Source organism: Corynebacterium glucuronolyticum DSM 44120, assembly GCF_030440595.1.
Lineage (GTDB): Bacteria > Actinomycetota > Actinomycetes > Mycobacteriales > Mycobacteriaceae > Corynebacterium > Corynebacterium glucuronolyticum.
The window spans coordinates 1-15,686 of the sequence record NZ_CP047452.1; the positions used below are offsets into that span (position 1 = coordinate 1).

Genomic DNA, 15,686 nt, shown 5'->3' on the forward strand with positions numbered 1-15,686 from the left:
TTGTTAATAAACACTATCCTTGCAGTTAACTGTGAGTCCCTGACCGTCGATGTAGAAAGAACGCCCGCCGCTGTGACAGACCTTTCCTCCTCCCCGGAACAACTCTGGCGGGACGTCCTCACCACCCTGACCACCCGCGAAAAGGAACCCGATTTCCCGTTCGCGCCGATTTCCCAATCCAACCGCAGCTACCTGCGCCTCACGCGCCCGCTCGCCGTCGTCCAGGGCCACCTCCTCCTCTCCACCCCGCATAAGCTGGCCAAACGCGCGCTCGAAGGCGAAACGGGCCAGGCGGTCGCACTCGTCTGGGAGGAGGTCACCGGCACCCCGATCAACCTCGCTATCAGTGTCGATCCTTCGCTTGTCGACGACTCCCTCCCCCCGACCTCTACTCCCGAGACCGCTCCGTCGGTCACCCCTCCACGCGTCCGCGTCACTCGTCCCCGCCCCCCAGAGCCGGCACCCGAGCCCACTCCCGTGCCTGCGGTTCCCCCGAATTACACCCCATCCACCCAGCCAAAACAGGCGCCCTCGGCCAATTCCACGCTGAACCCGAAGCACACCTTCGAGTCCTTCGTCATCGGCAAGTCCAACCAGTTTTCGCAGGCCGCAGCCTTCGCCGTGGCGGAGTCCCCGGCCGAGGCCTACAACCCGCTGTATATCTGGGGCGGTTCGGGGCTGGGCAAAACCCACCTCCTGCACGCGACGGGCAATTACGCGCTGCAGCTACATCCGGGGATCCGCGTCATGTACGTCTCCAGTGAGGAATTCACCAATGACTACATCAACTCGGTCCGCGATGATAAGCAGGAATCCTTCAAGCACCGCTACCGCAACCTGGACATCCTCATGGTTGACGATATCCAGTTCTTGGAGGGCAAGGAGGGCACCCAGGAGGAGTTCTTCCACACCTTTAACGCCCTCCACCAGGCCAATAAGCAGATCATCCTGTCCTCCGACCGGCCGCCGCAAAACCTCGTAACCTTGGAGGATCGCCTCCGCACCCGTTTCCAGGCCGGCCTCATCACGGATATTCAGCCGCCGGATCTGGAAACGCGCATCGCCATCCTGGAAAAGAAGGCCATCGCCGAGCACGTCCAGGTGGATCGCGATTCCCTGACGGAGATCGCCACCCCCTTCCCGGGCTCGATCCGGTCTCTCGAGGGGGCGCTTATCCGCGTCACCGCCTTCGCCTCCCTCACCCACCGGCAGATCACCCCTGACCTGGTGCGCGAGGCCCTGTCGGATCTCATCGGCACGGAGCAGAACGTGGAGATCACGCCGACGGACATCATCGCCGAGACGGCCCGCTTCTTCAACCTCCCCGTCAGTCAGTTGCGCGGGAAGACGAAGACGCGCCCCGTCTCGCACGCCCGCCAGCTCGCCATGTACCTGTGCCGCGAGTTCACCTCCCTGTCCCTGCCCAAGATCGGCGCCGAGTTCGGCAAGGATCACACGACGGTCATGTACGCCGAGCGCAAGATCGGCAAGGAGATGTCCAAGGATCGCGACACCTATGACCAGGTGCAACAGCTCGCCCAAAACATCAAGCAGGCGGCCTCCCGCCCCGCCCAGCAGCAATAATCACACCCGCCCCCGCGCCCCCGCGCCCCGGAATAACACGATCCGGGGCGCGGGGGCTCTTTTTCTTCCACAGTCACCCCCTGTGCACAACCACCCAAAAATGACGGAGTTTTCCACAGTTTTCCCCAGCGCACGCCCGGAAAAAAAGTTATCCACAGGTTTATTCACATTTGTGAAATTACGGCTTTGTAATTTGGTGATCCTCGTCACATAAACCGCAAAACCGCAGTTCACAGTATTCACAATCTCCTGGTTTCGGCTGTGGATAACTCGGAGCCGGCCTGTGGATAAATTGTGGATAACTCGGAACCCCAAAAAGTTATCCACAGATCGACCGACGTTATCCACAGGCATTCCACAACCGCACTCACATCCCCGACACGCGACGCGACCGGCCAGAATTTGTAATTATCCCCAGTTTCCACAACGCCTACTGCTTTTACCAAACGGGTTACTTAGAATTACAAGAAGAAACAGGGGACGTGAACAACTTTTCCTCCGCGGGTCCGCTGCGGGGTAGGTTTGGACATGTCACCTTTTGTCATCCTCATCCGGACGCGAAAAGACCGATTAGCCCGATAGTGAAAACTTGTTAAATTAAAGGAGAAAGATGGAATCGCACGCTGTCGCCTTCCGTGTAGCCCAGGACGATTTCGCAGACGCAGTGAGCTGGGTCGCCCACAACCTGCCCACCCGCCCCGTGCAGCCGGTGCTCCGCGGTCTTGTCATTACGGCTACCGATGACGGCCTGGAGCTGGCGGGCTTCGATTACGAGGTGTCCACCAAGGTTCGCCTCAACGCCCAGGTCTTACAAAACGGCAGGCTCGCCGTCGCCGGCAAGCTGATTAGCGATATCACCTCTTCGCTGGCGGCGGGCACGGTCGAGGTCGAGACGGACGAGACGCATTCCAAGGTGCTGTTGTCCTGCGGGAAGGCGAAGTTTGAGCTGCCGATCATCCCGCTCGATGAGTACCCCTCCCTGCCGGCGATGCCGGAGACGGCCGGTCGCGTGGATCCGCACCAGTTCACGGAGGCCGTCAGCCAGGTCGCCACGGCCGCAGGCAAGGACGATGCGCTTCCCATGCTTACAGGTATTCACGTCGATATCGAGGGCTCGGACCTCATCATGGCCGCCACGGACCGGTTCCGCCTGGCGGTGCGCCACCTGGAGTGGGAACCGTCCCGTGAGCTGGAGAAATCCAGCCTTTTGATCCCCGCGCGCACCCTCCTGGATACGGCAAAATCCATGGATAATGGCCTGAATAAGCCGTTGGAGGTTGCCTTGGGTAACGGTCTCATCGGCATGGTCACCGAGAATCGTCAGACCACCACCCGGCTTCTCGACGCTGAATTCCCCAACTACAACCCCCTCCTCCCCAAGACCCATAATTACATCGCTACCTGCGACGTCGACGAACTTCTCAAGGCCCTGCGCCGCGTCTCCCTCGTCGCCGACAAGTCCGGCCAGATCCGCATGACCTTCTCCGCGGGCCAGGTCTCTCTCACCGCCGCGAACTCCGAAAGCGGCGCCGCCGAGGAGGTCCTCCCCGCCGCCTTCCAGGGTATCGAGGATTCCCTCGTCATCGCCTTCAACCCCGCCTACCTGCGCGATGGCCTGAATGTCATGCGTTCAAAACGCGTCATGTTCGGCTTTACGGATTCCAACCGTTCGGCCATCCTCACCCCGGAGCCGGAGGAGCTTCCGGAGGCCGCCGCGGACGGTTCCTTCGCCTCACCGCACAGCGCGGTAACCTACCTGCTCATGCCGGTCCGCCTGCCCGGTTAAGCGATGTTTGTTCGCCACCTGACCCTGAAGGATTTCCGCAGCTGGCCGGAGCTCGACCTGGAGCTCGGGCCGGGGGTGACGGTGTTCACCGGCGCCAACGGGTTCGGCAAAACGAACATCGTCGAGTCGATCTACTACCTGGCTAATCTCTCCTCCCACCGCGTCAAACACGATGCCCCCTTGGTGCGCGCCGGCGCGGATGCCGCCCAGCTCGCGGCCACCGTCGTCTCCGGCGGGCGGGAGCTCGTCGTCCGCATGACGGTGAAACCCCACGCCGCCAACCTCGCGCAGCTCAACCGCACTCGTCTGCGCCACCCGCGCGAGCTCCTCGGCGGTGTCCGCTGCGTCCTCTTCTCCCCGGAGGACCTCCACCTCGTCACCGGCGAACCCGAGGGGCGCCGCCGCCTCATCGATTCTGTCATTTCGCAGGAAACCCCGCGTTTTTCCGCCACCAAGGCGGAGTACGAGCGCGTCCTCAAGCAGCGCAACGCCCTCCTCAAGCAGGCGAAAGCTAATTTTTATCCGTCTATGCACGGCATGCTCGATGTCTGGGACAGCCAGCTCGCCTCGCTTGGCGCCGAACTCGTCACCGCCCGCTCCGCCCTCATCGCTCGCCTGCACCCCCTCGTGGAAGCCGCCTACCTGGAGATTGCCCCGCATTCCCGTCCCCCGGCGATCTCCTATCTCACCCGTGACCAGGGGGAAACCACCGCGGAGACGGAGGCGCTGCTGCTCACCTCGCTGGCGGAGATCCGCCCCCGCGAGATCGATGCGGGCCGCACCCTCATCGGCCCCCACAAGGATGACCTGGGGCTTTATCTCGGTGAAGCCCCCGCCAAGGGGTTTGCCTCCCACGGTGAGACGTGGTCTTTTGCCATCGCCCTGAAAATCGCCGTCTTCCGGCTGTTTTCCACCGGTGGCCACATCCCGATCCTCATCCTCGATGATGTTTTCGCCGAGCTTGATAACCCCCGTCGACAAGCGCTGACCTCGATGATCCGCAGTGCCGAGCAGGTCCTCATCACCACCGCTGTCCCCACCGATATCCCCACCGACCTTACCCACACGGACCACACCGTGCTCCTCAAAGATGGGGATTCCTTCCTGGACGTGAGCGACGATGAGTGAGGAGGATTCCCTCGACTTCTTCTACCAGTCCTTCGAGCGCATCCAGAAGATGGGCAAGGTGTACAAAAAGGTCGAGGCTCCGCCGGAGAAGAAACCGCGCCGCCGCATCCCCACGGGCAAGGATGGCCGCCGCCTCATCACACCCCGCAAGGTGGAGAACCTCCATTCCATCCTCGGCCGCGAGATCCGTAAGCAGGGCTGGCAAAAGCCGCTGGCCTCGGGCTGGATCATGGGCCAGTGGGCGGAGATTGTCGGCGCTGATATCGCCAATCACACGAAAATAGAGATGGTGAAGGATACAACGCTCTTCATCACGTGTGATTCCACAGCGTGGGCCACAAATTTACGCCTCATGCAGCGCCGCATCCTGCAGACCATCGCCGATATGATCGGTCCTAACATCATCACGCAGCTAAAGATTTTCGGGCCAAAACCACCGAGCTGGCGCAAGGGTCGCCTTCACGTCAAGGGTCGCGGTCCGAGAGATACGTATGGCTAAATTTGTGTTTGACACGCCCTCTCGCCGGTTTGGGCTAGTTTCATGTGGTCCCCCACGGAAGTGTAGAATGACAAGAGTTATACGTCTAAAATTAGCGAGGAAGTTTCGAATCTATCGTGGCTGAATCACAACAAAACTTGAGCCCAGAACATCACGATTACGACGCAACGTCGATTACCGTGCTGGAGGGCTTGGAAGCTGTCCGCAAGCGCCCCGGCATGTACATCGGTTCCACCGGTAGACGTGGCCTGCACCACCTGGTGTGGGAGGTTGTCGATAACTCTATCGACGAGGCCCTGGCCGGCTTCGCTGACAAGGTGGATGTCGTACTCCATGAGGATGGCAGCGTCGAGGTGACGGATAACGGTCGTGGCATCCCCGTGGAGATGCACCAGACCGGTCGGCCGACGGTCGAGGTCGTCATGACGCAGCTGCACGCCGGCGGCAAGTTTAACAATGATTCCTACAAGGTCTCCGGCGGCCTGCACGGCGTGGGTATTTCCGTGGTGAACGCCCTGTCCACCCGCGTTGAGGCGGACATTAAGCGCGACGGTTACCACTGGTATCAGCGTTTTAATAACCAGGTTCCGGATGATCTGGAAAAGGGTGGCAAGGCCCGCGGCACCGGCACCCGCATCCGCTTCTGGCCGGATGCGGAAATCTTTGAGACGGTCGAGTTCAACTACAAGACGATCTCCGACCGCCTGCAGCAGATGGCCTTCCTCAACAAAGGCGTCTACATCAAGCTGACGGATAAGCGTAAGCACATCATTGCCGAGGAAGAAAAGCCCTCCCTCGAAGCCGATGAGTCGCTGCTCGAGGCAGACAGCCTCTCCCTCGACGAGGTTGACGAGAAGCTTGCGGAGAAGCCGCAAGCTGAGGAACCGGAGATACCATCCGAGCGCTCCGTTGTCTTCCACTACCCGGATGGCCTCATCGATTACGTCAAGTTCCTGAATAAGAAGAAGACGGCTCTCCACCCCACCATCGTCGGTTTCCAGGATTCCGAGGATGACCTGGCCCTGGAGGTCGCCCTGCAGTGGAACACCTCCTACAAGGAGAACGTCTTCACCTTCGCCAACACCATCGCCACGGTCGAGGGCGGCACGCACGAGGAAGGCTTCCGCGCCGCGCTGACCACGATCATGAACAAGTACGCGCGCGATCACAAGCTGATGAAGGAGAAGGATCCGAAGCTTACCGGCGACGATTGCCGCGAGGGGCTGTCCGCCGTCGTCTCCGTCAAGGTCGGCGATCCGCAGTTCGAGGGCCAGACTAAGACCAAGCTGGGTAACACCAACGTCAAGTCTTTCGTACAGCGTGTGGTCAATACCCACCTCACGCACTGGTTCGAGGCGAACCCCGCCGAGGCCAAGATCATCGTCCAAAAGGCCAGCTCTTCGGCCCAGGCCCGCCTCGCCGCCCGGAAGGCCCGCGAGCTCGTCCGCCGCAAGTCGCCGACAGACATGGGCGGACTGCCCGGCAAGCTTGCCGATTGCCGCTCCAAGGACCCGGAGAAATCCGAGCTCTACATCGTGGAGGGCGACTCCGCAGGCGGTTCCGCCAAGGCCGGCCGTGACTCCATGTTCCAGGCGATCCTCCCGCTGCGTGGCAAGATCCTCAACGTCGAGAAGGCCCGCCTTGATCGCGCTTTCAAGAACGCGGAGATCCAGGCGATCATCACTGCGCTCGGCACGGGCGTCCACGACGAGTTTGATATTTCCAAGCTCCGTTACCACAAGATTGTCCTCATGGCCGATGCCGATGTTGACGGCCAGCACATTGCAACGCTGCTGCTCACCCTCCTTTTCCGCTTCATGCCCGCGCTTATCGAGGAAGGCCACGTCTACCTCGCTAACCCGCCGTTGTACAAGCTCAAGTGGCAGAAGGGCGACCCCGGCTTCGCCTACTCCGACCAGGAGCGCGACGATCTCCTCGCGGAAGGCCTCGAGGCCGGCCGCAAGATCAACACCGACGACGGCATCCAGCGCTACAAGGGCCTGGGCGAGATGAACGCCTCCGAGCTCTGGGAAACCACCCTCGACCCGGATTTCCGCACCCTCCGCCGCGTCGACCTTGAAGACGCCGAGCGTGCCGACGAGCTCTTCTCCATCCTCATGGGTGACGACGTCGTTGCCCGCCGCACCTTCATCACCCGCAACGCGAAGGACGTCCGCTTCCTGGACGTCTAAACCCGAGTGGCGAAAACGCCCCGGTAGCCACCATGCTGCCGGGGGCTTTTTCGCGCCCACCTGACAAAAGGTAGACATCTATCCGAGGGTCGCACCCATCGACCCAGTCCGTCACGTTTGCTACGCGCCAAACGTCTACCTTTTTCTCTACCGGTGGCGAAGACCCCCGCCCCATGTGAAAATGTGAGCCATGAATGTGGGGGAACATCTTCTTTTCACTCGGGGTCTTAACTCTTTTCAGCGCAATGCGGTGTCTGCGCACATGCAGCTCGCCCGCGGCGTCTACGTAGTTCAGGGGGAATACCAAAAACTCAGCCGCGAGGATAAGTACCTCCTCCGCTGCGCCGCCCTGGGCATTGAGGGACGACCACTAATCGGTGCGTCAGCGGCGGCCCTGTGGGGCATGCCCGTGATCGTCCACAAGCGCGAGCAGGTCCACATCATCGGCACCGGAAGACCCCGCGCAGGCGTGTGCCAGACTCGCCTCACAAGGGGCGATCTGCGCACCACCACCGTCTGCGGTTTTGAAATTTCGCTTACCTCCCCAGCCCTGACGGTCATCGATATCGCCCGCTGGCACGGCCTTGCCGAAGCCGTCCGCTGCGGCGACTTCGCCCTCGCCACCAACCTCACCACCGAAGACGAACTCCTCTACGCGATCCACCACAGAGCCAAAACCAACGGCATCAAAACCGCCCGCACCGCCGTCCGCCTCATCAACAATCTCTCGGAAAGCCCCCGCGAATCCGATGTCAAGGTCGCCCTTTTCGAAGCCGGCTTCCCCGCCCCCTTTCAGCAAGCCAGCATCTACAACACCGACGGCGCCTTCATCGGCCGCGTCGATTTCTTCTACCCCGATAGATCCATCGCTCTCGAGTACGACGGCTTCGGCAAGACCCACGGCGAGTTCGATGAACCCACTGTCCTGTCCGTCAACAGGGAACTCACTCGCCACCGCCGCCTCGAAAGCGAAGCCCTCACCCTGATCCGTATCGATAACGAGTCCTGGAAAACCAAGCTTTTCCTCCGCCAGCTTGACCGCCTCTGGCCACTACGCGGCCGGTTCCCCTCCGATCAGTGGTTTGCCCCGGGGCTCGCTTGGGACAGCGAATGACGAGCCCCACGTCACTACTCCTTAGAGGATCCCCGCCATTTGGAGCTATTCCACTCCGTCTCGGAGTTATCCCCGGTCGCCGGCGTCTTGATGTCGGTGACGCAGTTTTGGTAGTACCCGGGTGCGCTGGCCAGCGCACCGATCACAAAGCTGAAGATGGAAAACGCGGCGATCGTCCCGTTGGTGACGAACTTCTCCACTTGCTGCTTGTCCACCTGCGGCAGCGCCTGCCCAATAATGTCCCGCACGTTCTGCGAGGTGGGCAGCCCGTATTGGGCGCGGATGTTCTCGGGTATGGCGGCGTAGATGCTGATGATGCCTACAACGGGTGCAGACCACACGAGGGGGTTGGTGTACGTGGTGCCGTTAGCCACGCATTGGTACCCCTTCTGCGTCTCCTCGGCACCAGCCACGCTGGTCACCCCCGTCAACGCAATTGCCGACGCCACCGTCGCCGCCACCATCCGCTTCGTCTTCATCTTTGTCCTACCTCTCCCTAGTTTTCGGCTAACTATTATATCTATCCTACGTCCTGGTAGGCGCGTTACAGTGCCTGCGGCCACGGAAAAGGTAGAGCAAGGCGCAATTATCATCACCATGTTGACGTTTAAAGAAGCCCCTTGCCCAGCTCCGCGAGAATCGGCCCAGAGCCGAGTATGGCATTGGTTTTGAGTAGTTGATCAAGACGGATCCCCTGATAAGGTCTAACTTGCCATATGCGAAGCCACTAGACACCGGCATTGACCTGCTGGTTCGCTGCAGCGAGGATCAGTTTTGGACAGTTGTCCACTGCAAGTCCTACGAGGAGAAAATCTACATCCAAAAAGAGCTCGACTGATTCCCTCCTTGATGATTCAGGCCACAGTCTCCGATACCGCATGAAATACGCGAACACGTCGACGCGGCGTTGAAGGAGTTGGAGTGGATCGAAAATTCCGGTCAGGTCTGTGGCACCGGCTTGCCCACGTTGCTGGCGCAGCAGCCCTATCTGTCGGATTCCTCCCTCGACCCGGTCTGGAGCTTCCTCGATGAACACGCCATGGTGGTCAATATTCACCCGACTGGCTGCGGTGTTAATTCGCCGTGGTTGCTCCGCCACAAGCTGGAGTGGGTCAACGGTGCGCCTGTCGAGGATGCGACGGCTACGTTGGAGCTCCTGAAGGCCGATATACCGTGCCGTTTCCCACGCATCACGTTCCACGTCGCGCACCTGGGCGGCGATCTCCCCATGCTGGCGCAGCGCATCGAGGATAACTACGAGGACTGGGACGCCTTCCCGGCCTCGCCGAACGAGTCCCTGCGGAAGTTCTTTTTCGACGCCGCCAACTTCCACGAGCCGTCGTTGGCCCTGGCCGCGGAGACCTTCGGCGTCTCGCAGCTGATGGGTGGTTCCGATTTCCCGTATTTCCAGGAGGAGAAGTACGTCCGCGCCTTCGACTATGTGCGGACCTCCCGCTTCACCGACGAGGAGAAGAAGTAGATCTTGTGGTCCAACGCCGCGCGCCTGCTCAAGCTCTCCCTCTAGCTTCTCGACGCCCCCCTCTACCGCTTTCCCGGATGCTCACCGTGGGTTGATCCACCAGGTTTGAGCCAAGTTACCTGGGAACGTTGTCGTCGTGCGGTATGGGCGCGGAGGTGGGACAACCGCAAAAATACGTCGCACGACCGCGTGAAAGATGAGCAGCGCGTGGCATCCCAATCATGTGGAAGAAAACTTGACGTATGTCACGCACGGACGGAGAAGCGTAAGGTAAGGCTTGCCTATTGTATGAACGGCGGGTAATGTGTCAGCAGTCACGGAATAACGCTACATAAGTGTTATCAAAAATGGTGGGGTGTGCTACGCCGGGGCAGTTCAAGTCCACGTGACTCCGCAGGTCGGAAGCTCCACACCCGGCCACAACTAACCAAGGAGTACCATGCACTTCTTTTCCAAACATGCCAAGGCCATAACAGTGTTCCTTACTGTGGCGTCCCTTGCCCTGACGGGATGCGCTCGAGGCGATGGCGAGAACGATTCCGCCGAGAGCAGCCCGGTTTCGCGCGTGGCCAGCCTTGGCTTAGGGGATGCCGATACCCTTTTGGCGCTCGGTATCACGCCCGTTGCGATTGCCCCATGGGGTGCCGAAGGTGACGGCTCAGAATCTGGCGTGGGCCCGTGGTCGGAGGATCTGCTTGGGGATGCGAAACCGGAGAAAATCTTTAACACGGCCAGTGGCTTCACCGTCGACATCCTAGAAAAAGTCACCGCTACCAACCCCACCCAAATCATCGCGGTGAACCAAGCGGTGGACGCCCAGGCGAAGGCCTCCCTGGACAAGATCGCCAGCACCACAGTCAAACCCGAGGGCTATCAGGATTGGCAGATTCCGTGGGACAAGCAGGTTGAAACGATCTCCCAGGCCGTCGGCAAAGAGGAGGAGGGCGACAGGCTCATCAAGGAGACCGAGGAAAAGTTCGCCCAATTCAAGAAGGACCACCCAGAACTGCAGGGCAAGCGTGCGGCCATCGTGATGCCCTACGAGGGCAAGATTGGTCTGTACACCGACGGCGACGGCCGTGGCCAATTCATTAGGGATTTGGGCTTCACCAACCCGAAGGAGCTGCAGGGCGATGGCTCGTCGTTCTTCGTGGACTATGCTCCAGAAAACTACGCCAAGCTCAACAACGTGGACTACTTATTTGTACTGGATTACAACGGTGCCCTGAATGCACTCAAGAAGGATGCGACTTTCCAGAAACTGGATGTAGTTAAGGACGGCCGTGTGCGGTACTTAGAAACCGATGTGGGAAATGCGATGAGCATGCCTAACCCGGTAACCATTCCGTGGGTAATTGACAAGTTCGCAGAGCAACTGAAGTAGCTGACACCTGCCTGCGCGGCTCGTACTAGCGCCGACTTCAACACATCCCACAGAAACTCCATAACCTAATGTCATCTGATTTCCTCGCCACTCGTTTGCGCTCTCGCCGACCTAGCTGTACGGCTGGCACGGCTACCGGAACATCCGACCTTGCTGGCGGTACAAAACCACTTCGTACCTTCCCCGTCAGCTCCCGTGAAGACCGTACGAAGCGCACCATTGCCACCCTCATCGCGGCCAGCGTCGTCGTGGCAATCGCATCCCTCTTCGTAGGCTCGCGCTCCATTCCGGCCGCCGAGGTGCTCGAGGCTCTCCGCGGCGCCAGCAAGCAAGAGCTTGGCAGCATCATTTGGGACCTGCGCGTCCCTCGCACGCTTCTAGCCTTCGCAGTCGGGTCGTCCCTGGCCGTTGCTGGGGTACTCGCCCAGGCGTGGACGCGCAACCCGCTGGCCGATCCGGGCTTCATCGGCATCACCTCAGGGGCCTCGTTCGCCGTGGCCTTTGGATCTGTTGTCGGGGTGGTTACCAACGTGGGCAGTGCCGCATCGTGCGCGCTGGTCGGTGCCGCACTCGCAGCCGGACTGGTTATGTTCATTGCGCGCCGTGCCCCTGATCCCATAACGCTCCTCTTGGTGGGCGTGGGCGTGGATGCTACCTTGCGCTCCGGCACCGTCCTCATCGGCCTGTTCGACACCGACGTCCTCGATAGCATGCGCCACTGGGTCGTGGGCTCCACCTTCGGCCGTGGCCTCAGTGAAATAGTGCTGGCTTGGACGGGCCTGGTAGTCGGCTTTGTGCTTGCTTTGATTGCCGCCCGACCATTGGATCTATTGGCCTTTGGTGATGACGCCTCCCAAGCTCTCGGTGGCTCACCCCGCCTTGCGCGACTGCTCTCAGCGCTCGGGGTGGTCCTGCTCGCGGGCAGCGCGACGGCGGCGGCAGGCCCGGTCGTTTTCGTCGGCTTCGCCGCCCCGCACGTGATGCGCGTGGTGCTGGGTCCGCAGGTAACCCGGCTGATACTTCCGGCGGCGCTGACCGGGGGAATCATGGTGCTCGCTGCGGATATTGTGGGTCGGTTGGTACTGCGTCCGGGGGAGTTAGAGATGTCTATCGTTATCGCCATCCTGGGTGCGCCGCTGATGATTGCTGTGGTGCGCAGGCGTTCGAGTTGGCAGAAAGCGGGGAGCATGCAGTGACACACTCACCGCAGAACAATTTCCTGCAAACCATCACCGAGGATCTCACCCAGCAGCTCACCTGCCAGCGGCGCAACCGCATCGCACGCATCGTGGGCAGCACTGGGTTCTTCGCGGTCGTGGCTTTTGCCTGTTACCTCGTGCTCCTGGGACAAGGCACAGTGAAAATGTCCCCGGCGGAGGTACTCGACGTGCTCCGTGGTGGCGGTACCGCTCGCCAAATCGCCGTGGTGTGGGACCTGCGCTTGCCCGTGGCGCTAGCCACGATGATTGTCGGTGCGGCCTTAGGTACCGCCGGCGCATGGACGCAAACAATGGCCAGAAACCCCCTCGCCTCCCCAGACATCCTGGGTGTGACCTCCGGGGCGGCCGTGCTCGTGGTACTGGGCACTGTCACCGTCCGGCCCACGTGGCTGGAAGATTTGCCCATGTTCTGGTGGCGCGCCGGGCTAGCGATGGTCGGGGCCGTGGCGGTACTCGTCGTGCTCACCCTGCTGGGTGGCGTGGGTACCAGCGACAAGATTGTGCTCATCGGTTTCGCCCTGTCTCTCATGCTCCAAGCAGTCGTGAGCTACCTGCTGCTCAAAGCCGAAATCCTGCGGGCGGCCGAGACTCAGACTTGGCTAGCGGGCTCCACAGGGTTCGTACGTATGAATGCGTTGATTCCGTTGTTGGTCGGTCTGGCACCATTCATCGCCATCGGCTTGTGGTGCGCGAGGGATCTACCCGTCCTTGCGCACGATGACAGTTCGGCATCATCGCTAGGTGTGAATATAAAGGCACGGCGGGCAGCCCTGTTGATAGCGGCAACAGGCGTGGCGGCTGTGGTGGTCTCTGTGGTGGGGCCGATCGGTTTCATTGCGCTGATCGCGCCACACCTGGGAAGGATCGTGGCTAATACCGGAACGCCATCACCGATGGTGTCGGCCGCCGCCGGTGCGGCACTGCTGGGGGTGTGCGCGGTGATTGCGGGGTTCATACCAACGAGTGCTCCGGTCGGGGCGGTATCTTCCGTGATCGGTGGAATTGCACTGGTGGGATTGGTCATCAAGAAAATGAACAAGCGAGGCAACAATGGTTGAGAACGAGGCGATTCTGAACGCAACTGAGGTGTACGCCGGGTACTCCGAAGCCCGGGACGTACTCAAAGGGGTTAGCGTGCGCGCATACCCAGGACAGGTCACTACTCTGATTGGTCCAAACGGGTGCGGGAAGTCAACGCTGCTGAAGACGATGTCTAAATTGGTCACTCCGCGGGCCGGTGAAGTATACGTTCAGGGTGAGATCGTCCATGAGCTACACACCAAGGATGCGGCCCGGCGGATCGCGATGCTGCCGCAACACCCCATGGCGCCAGAGGGGATCTTGGTGGGGGAGCTGGTAGCCCGCGGTCGACATCCTCACCAAGGTTGGTTGCGTGGAGAATCTGCCCGTGACCGGGAGGTGATTGCCCATGCCTGCGAAACAACCGGGATTGTTGACTTGGTGGATCGCGAGGTTTCTTCGTTGTCCGGTGGGCAGCGCCAGCGCGTATGGTTGGCGATGACGTTGGCGCAAGATACTCCGGTGCTATTACTCGATGAGCCGACCACGTTTCTAGACCCAGCCCATGCAATGGAAATGCTGGAGCTGGCACGCAATCAGGCGCAGAAGGGGAAGGCTGTAGTCATGGTGCTGCACGATTTGATGCTGGCCGGGATGTTCTCGGACACTCTAATCGTGATGAAGGACGGGCAGATCCTTGCCCAGGGGACTCCGGCTGAGGCTCTGATCCCGGACGTGCTGGCGGAAGCATATGGGTTGAGGGCGGAAGTCTGGGAGGATCCGCATGGTGAAAGCCCGGTGATAGTTCCGCGGGGAACCCTGTAGATCTGACAGACGCAGATGTGCGTTGGAGAAAAATTATTTCATCTTTCCTCCGTTCGAACGTCCGTTATCGCGAAAGGCATTGGCTGAACGGAGAACGAACACGCAGGCGCTCAGGTCCAGCCGGCCCGGCTAGGATCGGGAAAAGCCTGGACGCTAGGGGCGGGCCTTCCCGTGGAACCAAAATGGGCTCCATTCGATGACGTCGGGGGACAGCTGCAACTCATCGACCGCGAATTTGCGTACTGTTTTTGCCAGACTGCCTTCACCACACGCCCACAGAGACCTAGGCAGACTCCCGTGTTCGGGTGAGTAATGGTCGCGGAGGGAAGCCAGCGTAGCGTCCGACTCCAAAGTCTTAGAAGCAGTGACAACAGTGAGGCTGCGCACTTGGGGCGACCACTCGGTGGAGAAGTCAGGTTCGACCTCGTCAAGGTCGGTGATTACAGCAATGATGTCGGTGAGCGCCAGCGCTTCCGGGTTGGTTCTTTGCAGGTGGGCGAGGACGTGGCGGAGGGCGGGGATAGAGGAGGCGTCAGCAATCATGAGTTGCGGTGAGGAGGCCGGAACCCAGATTGCCCCACACGTATACATGCCGGCGGTATCGCCGGGGAGGGCGCGCCGAACCCAGCGAGAGCCGGGGCCGGAATCTCCGTGGGTGACCACGTCAGTCCACATGGTGCTCGTGGCCGGATCTAACCCTCGGATGGTGTACCAGCGCAGTTCGGGGCGGGTTTCTTCCGGGAGGTTAGCCACCGTTGCGCGAATGTTACTGTCGCCAAGGTCAAAGGGATGGAACTGTTCGCCCTGTCGCGGCATGAGTAAGCCGAAGAATTCATCGGGGCCGTCCAACGGGTAGTCAGCGAAGTCGGAAGCTGTGAAGGTTACGCGGTGGAGACGCGGGGCGAGCTGCTCGTTGGATACGACCGTGACGGGAATGATCCGGTGAGGGTTGGAGGACTTCGGTGGCATAGTTGTTGTGGTTACTTTCAAGGGGTCAGGGTTGGAGATGGGTCTATGTCGTGGCTAAGCGCCACACTACGACTATGAAGTTTACGTTCTTACCCCGGAAGAGACTTAGTGATTCATAAAAACTCCAATGCGAGAGTAATGGCCTGTTTCCTTTTATCCAGAAATGATCGGTTGGGTCGAGAGGCCCCAGAACCTATTGCTGCATGGTCGGAGCAGGTCGAGCGATTGAGAAATAGAGCGGTTCACGAAGTCTACGAACCTACCCGGGAAGAAATGAACGCATGTGTGGAAGCAGTCGATCACCTAGTTACCTTCCTTGGTGATCAGGTGGTTGGGACTCATCAAGAACCTCGAGTTCACTGCACTGGCACTCTCGGGACAGCAGGGTTTTGAAAGAGGGGGAGGTTGGAATGAGGATTTTTCCCAGATTGAGGCCTCTTTGGAGGACGTTAAATATTTCAGGAATGAACGTTCTGGACAAGTGG

General features: G+C 60.3%; 14 protein-coding genes. 12 read left to right on the plus strand and 2 right to left on the minus strand.

The genetic code is table 11. From position 1 onward, the window contains the following. Positions 1 to 72: 72 nt before the first annotated feature. The 6 genes from dnaA to CGLUCO_RS00030 all read left to right on the plus strand — a co-directional run bounded on the left by dnaA (position 73) and on the right by CGLUCO_RS00030 (position 8,303). A complete protein-coding gene (dnaA, locus tag CGLUCO_RS00005; RefSeq protein WP_198481453.1) occupies positions 73 to 1,584 on the plus strand; it encodes a chromosomal replication initiator protein DnaA in 1,512 nt (503 codons plus the stop codon). A 610-nt stretch (positions 1,585 to 2,194) separates the two neighbouring features. Then, positions 2,195 to 3,370: a DNA polymerase III subunit beta gene (gene dnaN / locus CGLUCO_RS00010; protein WP_084037265.1), complete on the plus strand. Its 1,176-nt coding sequence runs from the start codon at positions 2,195 to 2,197 to the stop codon at positions 3,368 to 3,370. 3 nt (positions 3,371 to 3,373) lie between these two features. Then, entirely contained in the window at positions 3,374 to 4,498 is a 1,125-nt protein-coding gene (gene recF / locus CGLUCO_RS00015; protein ID WP_084037263.1) for a DNA replication/repair protein RecF, read from the plus strand. A 49-nt stretch (positions 4,499 to 4,547) separates the two neighbouring features. Further along, positions 4,548 to 4,997 carry a DciA family protein gene (locus CGLUCO_RS00020; protein ID WP_371326121.1) on the plus strand — a complete coding sequence of 150 codons (450 nt, stop codon included), beginning with the start codon at positions 4,548 to 4,550 and terminating at the stop codon, positions 4,995 to 4,997. Positions 4,998 to 5,134: 137 nt separating this feature from the next. Beyond that, positions 5,135 to 7,189 (plus strand): DNA topoisomerase (ATP-hydrolyzing) subunit B, encoded by a 2,055-nt coding sequence (gene gyrB, locus CGLUCO_RS00025; protein ID WP_034988654.1) that lies wholly within the window; start codon positions 5,135 to 5,137, stop codon positions 7,187 to 7,189. A 190-nt stretch (positions 7,190 to 7,379) separates the two neighbouring features. Beyond that, the gene (locus CGLUCO_RS00030; RefSeq protein WP_084037261.1) at positions 7,380 to 8,303 is read left to right on the plus strand and encodes a hypothetical protein; all 924 of its coding nucleotides are present in this window, start codon (positions 7,380 to 7,382) and stop codon (positions 8,301 to 8,303) included. 14 nt (positions 8,304 to 8,317) lie between these two features. Here the strand turns inward: CGLUCO_RS00030 and CGLUCO_RS00035 are convergent, their stop codons facing one another. Beyond that, positions 8,318 to 8,782, minus strand: coding sequence for a hypothetical protein (locus CGLUCO_RS00035; RefSeq protein ID WP_084037259.1), 465 nt, complete (start codon positions 8,780 to 8,782; stop codon positions 8,318 to 8,320). A 230-nt stretch (positions 8,783 to 9,012) separates the two neighbouring features. On the opposite strand from CGLUCO_RS00035, the gene CGLUCO_RS00040 reads away from it, so the two are divergent. The 6 genes from CGLUCO_RS00040 (at position 9,013) to CGLUCO_RS00065 (ending at position 14,232) form a co-directional block, all read left to right on the plus strand. Then, positions 9,013 to 9,141 carry a restriction endonuclease gene (locus CGLUCO_RS00040; protein ID WP_159447614.1) on the plus strand — a complete coding sequence of 43 codons (129 nt, stop codon included), beginning with the start codon at positions 9,013 to 9,015 and terminating at the stop codon, positions 9,139 to 9,141. A 45-nt stretch (positions 9,142 to 9,186) separates the two neighbouring features. Further along, entirely contained in the window at positions 9,187 to 9,783 is a 597-nt protein-coding gene (locus CGLUCO_RS00045; RefSeq protein WP_084037257.1) for an amidohydrolase family protein, read from the plus strand. Positions 9,784 to 10,222: 439 nt separating this feature from the next. Continuing rightward, positions 10,223 to 11,167, plus strand: a complete 945-nt coding sequence (locus CGLUCO_RS00050; RefSeq protein WP_084037255.1) for an ABC transporter substrate-binding protein — start codon at positions 10,223 to 10,225, stop codon at positions 11,165 to 11,167. Positions 11,168 to 11,235: 68 nt separating this feature from the next. Next, positions 11,236 to 12,363: a FecCD family ABC transporter permease gene (locus tag CGLUCO_RS00055; protein WP_084037253.1), complete on the plus strand. Its 1,128-nt coding sequence runs from the start codon at positions 11,236 to 11,238 to the stop codon at positions 12,361 to 12,363. Beyond that, positions 12,360 to 13,445 carry a FecCD family ABC transporter permease gene (locus tag CGLUCO_RS00060; RefSeq protein ID WP_084037251.1) on the plus strand — a complete coding sequence of 362 codons (1,086 nt, stop codon included), beginning with the start codon at positions 12,360 to 12,362 and terminating at the stop codon, positions 13,443 to 13,445. The genes CGLUCO_RS00055 and CGLUCO_RS00060 overlap by 4 nt, the downstream gene beginning before the upstream one ends. Continuing rightward, positions 13,438 to 14,232: an ABC transporter ATP-binding protein gene (locus CGLUCO_RS00065; protein WP_005391533.1), complete on the plus strand. Its 795-nt coding sequence runs from the start codon at positions 13,438 to 13,440 to the stop codon at positions 14,230 to 14,232. Before CGLUCO_RS00060 ends, CGLUCO_RS00065 begins: the two co-directional genes overlap by 8 nt. A gap of 153 nt (positions 14,233 to 14,385) precedes the next feature. On the opposite strand, the gene CGLUCO_RS00070 is transcribed toward CGLUCO_RS00065, so the two are convergent. Then, the gene (locus CGLUCO_RS00070; RefSeq protein ID WP_084037249.1) at positions 14,386 to 15,201 is read right to left on the minus strand and encodes a siderophore-interacting protein; all 816 of its coding nucleotides are present in this window, start codon (positions 15,199 to 15,201) and stop codon (positions 14,386 to 14,388) included. Positions 15,202 to 15,686: the final 485 nt, after the last annotated feature.